The sequence below is a fragment of the Pseudomonadota bacterium genome (genome assembly GCA_023229365.1).
Lineage (GTDB): Bacteria > Myxococcota_A > Polyangia > JAAYKL01 > JAAYKL01 > JALNZK01.
The window spans coordinates 1-6953 of sequence record JALNZK010000194.1 but is presented as its reverse complement, the minus strand read 5'-3'; the positions used below and the strand labels follow the sequence as shown (position 1 = coordinate 6953).

Sequence of the window (6953 nt, the reverse complement as noted above, 5' to 3'; positions counted from 1 at the left end):
CAGAGCAAGCTCGCGAACCTCCTGTTCAACCTCGAGCTCGACCGGCGGCTGCGGGCGGCGGCGCTCGACGTCGTCGCCGCGGCCGCGCACCCGGGCTACGCCGCGACCGAGCTGCAGGGAACGAGCGCCCGCCTCGGAGGATCCCGGCCGCAGGCGGCGATCATGCGGCTCGGCAACCGGCTGATCGCCCAGCCCGCCGCGCGGGGCGCGCTGCCGTCCCTGTACGCGGCCACGGCGCCGGGCGTGCGGGGCGGCGACTTCTTCGGCCCGAGCGGCTTCGCGGCGCTGCGGGGCGGCCCCGGAGAGGCGGCGGCGAGCGCCCGGGCCCGGGACGCGGAGGCCGCATCGCGCCTGTGGGCGGCGAGCGAAGAGGCGACCTCCGTCCGCTTCCCGTTTTGACGAAACGGGGAGGGTGTGCAATCGATCGCTACGTGCCGGACGCGGCGCGGGAGAGTGAGAGAGAATGACGGACGGCGACCTACCCATCGGCGAGCTCATCGGCATCGCCGCGTGCCTCGTGGCGAGCGCCTTCTTCTCGGCCTCGGAGACGGCGCTCACGACGATCACGCGGTCGCGCGCCGAGGTGCTCATCAACCAGGACTTCCGCCGGTTCGGGATCCTCGAGAGGTGGACCGCCAACAAGAGGAGGATCATCGCCTCGCTGCTCGTCGGCAACAACATCGCGAACATCCTCTGCTCGGTCCTCGGCTACCGCGTCGCGCTCTACTTCGTGCCGAACTACGCCGAGGCGATCTCCGTGTTCGGGCTGACGCTCGTCATCCTCGCGTTCGCCGAGATCACGCCCAAGGGGATCGCGCTGCACAACGCCGAGCGGGTCGTCGTGCCGCTGCTCCGGATCGTGCTCGTCGTCGACTTCCTGCTGCGCCCGGTCGCGTGGCTCCTGTCCCGGATCCCCGGGCTCATCGCCGGGCGCTGGGCCGATCACGACGACGGGGACGCGCCCACGGAGGACGAGATCGAGTTCCACATCCGGCGCGGCGTCGATCAGGAGGTCTTCGAGGAGCAGGGGCAGGGCGAGCTCCTCATGTCGGCCATGGAGTTTCCGGACACCATGGTGAAGGACGTCATGATCCCGCGGACCGACGTCATCGGCATCGATCGGCGCACGCCGCTCATGGACGTGGCGCAGATGATGATCGAGAGCGGGCACTCGCGCGTCCCGGTGTTCGACGCCAACCTCGACCACGTCGTGGGGATCCTGTACGCGAAGGACGTGCTGCGGCAGATCCACAGGCGGAGCGTGCCGGAGACGACGACCGCCGGCGACCTCGTCCGCGGCGAGCCCCTGTTCGCCCCGAAGACGCAGAAGATCAACCTCCTCCTCGCCGACATGCGGCGCCGCGGCCAGCACATGTCGATGGTGGTCGACGAGTTCGGCGGCACCGCGGGGCTCATCACGCTCGAGGACATCATCGAGGAGCTCGTCGGCGAGATCCGCGACGAGTTCGATCCCGAGGAGCCGCTCATCCAGAAGACCGAGGAAGGGCGCTGGCAGGTCGACGCGCGCATCTCCATCCACGACCTGCACGACGAGACCGGGATCGAGATCCCGGACACCGGCGACTACGCGTCGGTCGGCGGGTACGTCGTGGCCGAGGCGGGGAGGATCCCGCGGCGCGGCAAGATCGTCGATCGGGGCGAGTTCGAGATCGCCGTGATCGACGCGGACGCGCGGCACGTGAAGAGGCTCGAGATCCGCAAGAAGGGGATCCCGAAGCCCGATGCCGGGGAAGGGGCGGGCGGTTGACCGACGTCGCGGGAGCCGTCCTGGCGGCGTTGCGCAGGAGCGCCGGCCGCGCGCGGTTGAAGATCGGCGTCTTCTACCGGGGGAACCCGGGGCTCCTCTGCTCCCTGCTCGCCGAGGGGCACGCGACCGTCGTCGCCGGGGACAGGTTTCGTGTGCTCTTCCGGGCGGCGGAAAGGCTCGGCCTCCCCGGGGAGCGGCCGTTCGCGATCGTGGAGGCGCGCTTCGCGGCCCTGCCGTTTCGGCCGTCGAGCCTCGACGCGCTCGTCCTCACCGCCGGCCTGCCGCGCGGCGCCGATCCGGCGGCGGCGATCCGTGCGCTCACGCCGTTCGTCCGCCCCGGCGGCGCGATCGTGTTCCCGCACCCGGTGACCGACGGGAGGCGCGGCGCCCTCGTCCGGCCGTTTGGCGCCCTGCGCCGGGGCACGCAGCCCCCCTGCCGGCGAGACGTCCTGTGCGCGAGTGCCATGTCCGCCGGGCTCCGGGAGATCTCGCAGACCGTCCCGCCCGGTCGCGGCGGCGCGCCGTGGGTCGTGACCGCCGGGGTGGTCGGCCGGGGCGGAGATCGCTCGGATTGACAAGAGAGGTCGTGATGCTAGTATCCACCCCCGTTCGTGGCGCCGTAGCCAAGTGGTAAGGCAGAGGTCTGCAAAACCTTCATCACCAGTTCGAATCTGGTCGGCGCCTCCAACTTGAGCCCATCGCGCTCGTCCCATGGATCACGAAGTCACTGAAAACGCCCGGGGATTGAAACGCTTCGCGCCGCTCGCGCCCGCGGTATTGAGCGGCGTCGCGGCCGGCCTCGTCGCCGCGGCGCTCGATCTCGACCAGGCCCGCTCCGAGGTGTCGCGCCCGTCCGACGTCGCGCTCCTCACCCTCCAGATCGGTGCGCGGCTCGGCGCAGCCGGCGCGCTGCTCGCGTGCTTCTGCACGGCCGTCGTCGCCGCCGGGGCGGCGCTCGGAAGGCGCCTGGGCCGGTCGGAACACGGGTTCGCCGCCGCGCTCGTCGCCGTCGTCTCGGCACCGGCGCTCGTCTACGTCGCGTTCCGGCTCTTCCAGGGCGGCGTCACGGCGCAGCTCCCCGCGCGGCCGGCGCTCGTCGCGGCGACCATCGTCGTCCTCGTCGCGCTCGTCTTCGCCGGCGCCCGCGCGGCGCTCGCACTCGTCGCGCGCGCGGATCGCCGCGCCCGGCTGGACGCGATCACCGCGATTGCAGCGGCGATCCTCGTCGCGGCGTCGCTCTGCATGCGGTGGTGCGACGCGAACCAGTACCGGCGGTTGTACCTCTACCTGCACGCGGCGCTCGCGGTGTGCACGCTCGGCGGGCTGACGCTCGCCTTCCAGATCGTCTTCGCGCGCGGCCCGGTGCGCCGATCGGTCGCCGTCGCCGCGATCGTGGGGGTGCTCGCCGCTGCCGCCGCCTGCGCCGTGGCGGCGCTGACCCTGGACCTTCGACAGGTCGTGAAGGTCGCGCTCTACGAGCGGACGACGACCGCGGCCAACGTCGTCCGCCTCACCTCGGGCCCGCGCCGCGTGGACGAGGGGCCGAGGCCGTCCGCCGCCGCCCGCCGGGAGCGGTACGAGCGCGAGAGGAAGGAGCGGAGCGCGGCGGCCGCCTCGGTGCTCCCGGCGTTCCCGGGCGCGCACCTCGTCCTCATCACCATCGACGCGCTGCGCGCCGACCGCCTCGGGGCGTACGGCCACACGGCGCGACGGCTCACGCCCCGGATCGACGAGCTCGCGAGCCGCGCGACCGTGTTCGAACGCGCCTATTGCACGGCGCCGCACAGCTCGTTTTCCATCTCGTCGTTCCACACCTCACGCTACCTCCACGACGAGGCGATCCTCGGCAGGCCGATCGACCACCGGACGCTCGCCGACGAGCTCGGGGCCGCGGGGTACGAGACCTCGGCGTTCTACACGCAAGGGATCTTCTTCACCGAGGGCGACAGCGTCGGGTGCTACCGGAAGAAGCAGTTCGGCTTCACGGACGCGAGCCACGGCGCGCCCCGTCCCGAGCAGCTGACCGACAACGTCATCGCCGAGGTCGATCGCCTCGTCGCGCGCGGGGAGCCGGCGTTCTTCGTCTGGGCGCACTACTTCAACGTGCACGAGCCGTACCTCTCCAAGCGGTTCGGCGAGGCGCCCCGGGACAGGTACGACGGGGAGATCCTCGCGGCGGACGCCGAGGTGGGGCGATTGATCGACTACCTCGAGGACAAGCTGGCCCGCGACGCCGTGATCGTCCTGACGGCGGACCACGGCGAGGAGTTCGAGGATCACGGCGGCCACTACCACGGATCGTCGCTGTTCGACGAGCAGACCCGCGTCCCGCTGATCATCAAGACCCCAGGCGCCGCGCCGCGCCGGGTGTCGACCCCGGTGTCGCTCGTCGATCTCGCGCCGACCGCGCTCGCCCTGCTCGGGCGCCAGCCGCCGGACGGGATGGCCGGGAGGGATCTGCGCCCCGCGCTCGTCGGCGGCGACGCGGCGCTCGTGCCGCGGCCGGTTTTCGCGTCGGTGATGCGCGAGCACATGGCGCTCGACTGGCCGTGGAAGCTCGTCGCGGACCCGTCACGCGGGCTCTACGAGCTCTACGATCTCGAGGCCGACCCCCGCGAGCTGACGAACAGGTACGACGAGCGGCGCGGGATCGCGGAGCGGCTCCTCGACGAGACGCGGCTCTGGCTCGACGATCTGAGCCGCGGCGAGGATCCGGCCGGCACGGCGCTCGCGCTCGGCCGCATGCGCGACACGCGGGCGCTCCCGGGCCTGTTCCGCCTCGCCGAGGACGGGGCCGCGCCGCCCGCCAGGAGGGAGGAGGCGCTCGGGCTCATCGCCGAGATCCGCGCGTGGAACGGCATCGAGCGGCTCGAGGTGCTCGTCGACGATCCGGACGCGGCGGTCGCGCGCGCCGCGGCGCTCGCGCTCGTGTCGATGAAGATCGATAGGGGCCGCGACCTCCTGCGCGACGCGCTCTACGACGACGACCCCGCGGTCCGCGACAGGGTGGCGCTCGCGCTCGGCGGCCTCGGCGACGCGGCGGCGGTGCCCGCGCTCGTCGAGGCGCTCGGCCGCGACGATCTCAAGGTGCGGGAGAACGCGATCCGGCTGCTCGGCGATCTGCGGGATCCCGCGGCCGTGGAGCCGCTCATCGAGACGATCGCCGAGGAGCGCACGCGCTACCTCTCGGTGCTCGCGCTCGGCAAGATCGGCGATCCGCGCGCCTACGACACGCTCGTGGACGTGCTCAAGTACGACACGCACACGGACATCCGCGGCTACGCGGTGGTGGCGCTCGGGTGGCTGGAGCTCGAGGCCGCCGTGCCGAGGTTGCTCCGCGTCCTCGCTGAGGAGCACGAGATCAAGTGGACCGCGGAGGCGCTCGTCCGCTTGGGCGCGGTGGGCGAGGGGAAGCTCTTCGGGACCGACGTCGCGAAGGGCGCGCCGGCGCTCGCGGGCGGGTGGGGCGACTGCGCCGAGAAGGAGCGCGTGCTGCCGGAGGAGTTCCTCGAGCGGACGAAGTGCGCGACCAAGGGACGGGAGGCGCGGTTGGCGTTCGACGCCGCGGCCGCGGAGGGCGCGACGCTCATCGTCCGCGCGCGGCACCTCGACGCCGACAAGGGGGCCGCGATCCCGCTCGCGATCGCGGTGGACGGCCGGAAGATCGCGTCGATCGAGCTGCGCGGCGAGGAGATGCACGAGGCGCGGATCGAGATCGGGGCGGACGCCTTCCCGTCGGGCAAGCACACGGTCGAGCTCCAGCTCGCGAAGGCGGCGCCGTTCGAGGTCGACTACTTCCTGGTGCTCGCCAAGTAGCGGCCGACCCGGGCGCCGGCCGCAGACCGCCTTCGACCTCGGAGATCGACGACCGCGCCGAAGCCCGCAGGATGTAGGCGGGCTCGTGTTCGAGCTACCGGCGCCCGCCGCCACCCGCCGGCGTCGCCGCCGCTCACGGTGACGCGCAACTGCGAATATCCGCGTCTTTCCTGATTCCGCCGATTCGGCACGCATCGTGGTTCCCGCCGCGGCGTGCAACAAGCTGCCCGCCAGAGAGAGCCAGCTTGGTCGCTCGGCTCGTCGTTCGCCTCCGCCCCGGCCGGCTATCGGCCGCGATCGCCGGAGGCAACCGTCTTGCACAAGGTCGTGCGGGAGAACCTCGAGGAGTTTCTCCGCCAAGCACGCGGCGGGTCAGAAGACGGGGAGGGCGTCCCGGACTTCGTCGTCGACGAGCTACGGAAGTTCCTCGCCTGCGGCTCGCTCTCCGGCGGCTTCGCGCGGCTCAAGTGCGAGACGTGCGGCAAGGAACGTCTCGTTCCCTTTTCGTGCAAGCGCCGCGCCGCGTGCCCGAGCTGCGCGGGACGCCGCATGGCCGAGCTCGCCGCGCACCTCGTCGACTCCGTGTTTCCGCTCGTGCCGGTCCGCCAGTGGGTGCTCAGCGTGCCGTTCGCGCTGCGCTACAGGTTGGCATGGGATCACGAGTTGAGCCTGAAGGTGCTTCGGATCTTCTGGCGAGCGCTCGACAGGTACCAGCGGAAAAGGGCGAAGGATCGCGGATACGTGAACGCCCGGACCGGCGCCGTGACCGTGATCCAGCGCGCCGGGGGCGCGTTGAATCTCAACGTCCACTTCCACATGGCGGCGCTCGACGGCGTGTTCGTCGAGGTTGACGGGGAGCTCGTGTTCCACAGGCTGCCCGCGCCGTCGACCGAGGACGTCGCAGTGATAGTGAAGTCGGTTCGAAAGGGCGTCCTCCGCCTGCTCGGCCGGACGCGGATCTCGATCTCCACCGACGACGGCGGTTGGGACGATCCGTTCGTCGAGGAGAGCCCGGCGCTCGCGGCGGCGAGCGGCGCCTCGGTGCAGGGGATCTCCGCGTTCGGTCCTCGAACGGGGCAACGTGTGCGGCGGATCGGCGAGGAACCGGACGAGGTCGTCAAGGCGCCGAAGCGCAAGAGACACGCACGGTATCAGGGTTTCGATCTTCACGCTGGCGCACCGGCCAAACCCGAGGAGCGCGATCGCCTCGAACGGATGCTCCGCTACTTGTTGCGCCCGCCCATTGCCGAGAGCCGTCTTCGCGAGCTACCGGACGGCAACATCCTCCTCACGCAGAAGACGAAGTGGTCGGACGGCACGACCGCCCTCGTGTTCCACCCGCTCGAACTATTGGAGCGGCTCGCAGCGA

5 protein-coding genes and 1 tRNA gene are annotated in these 6953 nt (G+C 71.7%); all 6 read left to right on the top strand.

The genetic code is table 11. The features are described from left to right. Positions 1 to 399: short-chain dehydrogenase (locus M0R80_30500; protein ID MCK9463969.1), on the top strand; the 399-nt coding region annotated here is incomplete at its 5' end. A gap of 64 nt (positions 400 to 463) precedes the next feature. After that, on the top strand, positions 464 to 1768 hold the full coding sequence (locus tag M0R80_30495) for a hemolysin family protein (GenBank protein MCK9463968.1): 1305 nt from the start codon (positions 464 to 466) through the stop codon (positions 1766 to 1768). Continuing rightward, a complete protein-coding gene (locus tag M0R80_30490) occupies positions 1765 to 2343 on the top strand; it encodes a methyltransferase domain-containing protein (protein MCK9463967.1) in 579 nt (192 codons plus the stop codon). Before M0R80_30495 ends, M0R80_30490 begins: the two co-directional genes overlap by 4 nt. A 38-nt stretch (positions 2344 to 2381) precedes the next feature. Then, a tRNA-Cys gene (locus M0R80_30485) sits at positions 2382 to 2455 on the top strand. A 57-nt stretch (positions 2456 to 2512) separates the two neighbouring features. Continuing rightward, positions 2513 to 5584, top strand: a complete 3072-nt coding sequence (locus M0R80_30480; GenBank protein ID MCK9463966.1) for a sulfatase-like hydrolase/transferase — start codon at positions 2513 to 2515, stop codon at positions 5582 to 5584. 315 nt (positions 5585 to 5899) lie between these two features. Further along, the coding region (locus M0R80_30475; protein ID MCK9463965.1) for a transposase at positions 5900 to 6953 on the top strand (1054 nt) is incomplete at its 3' end.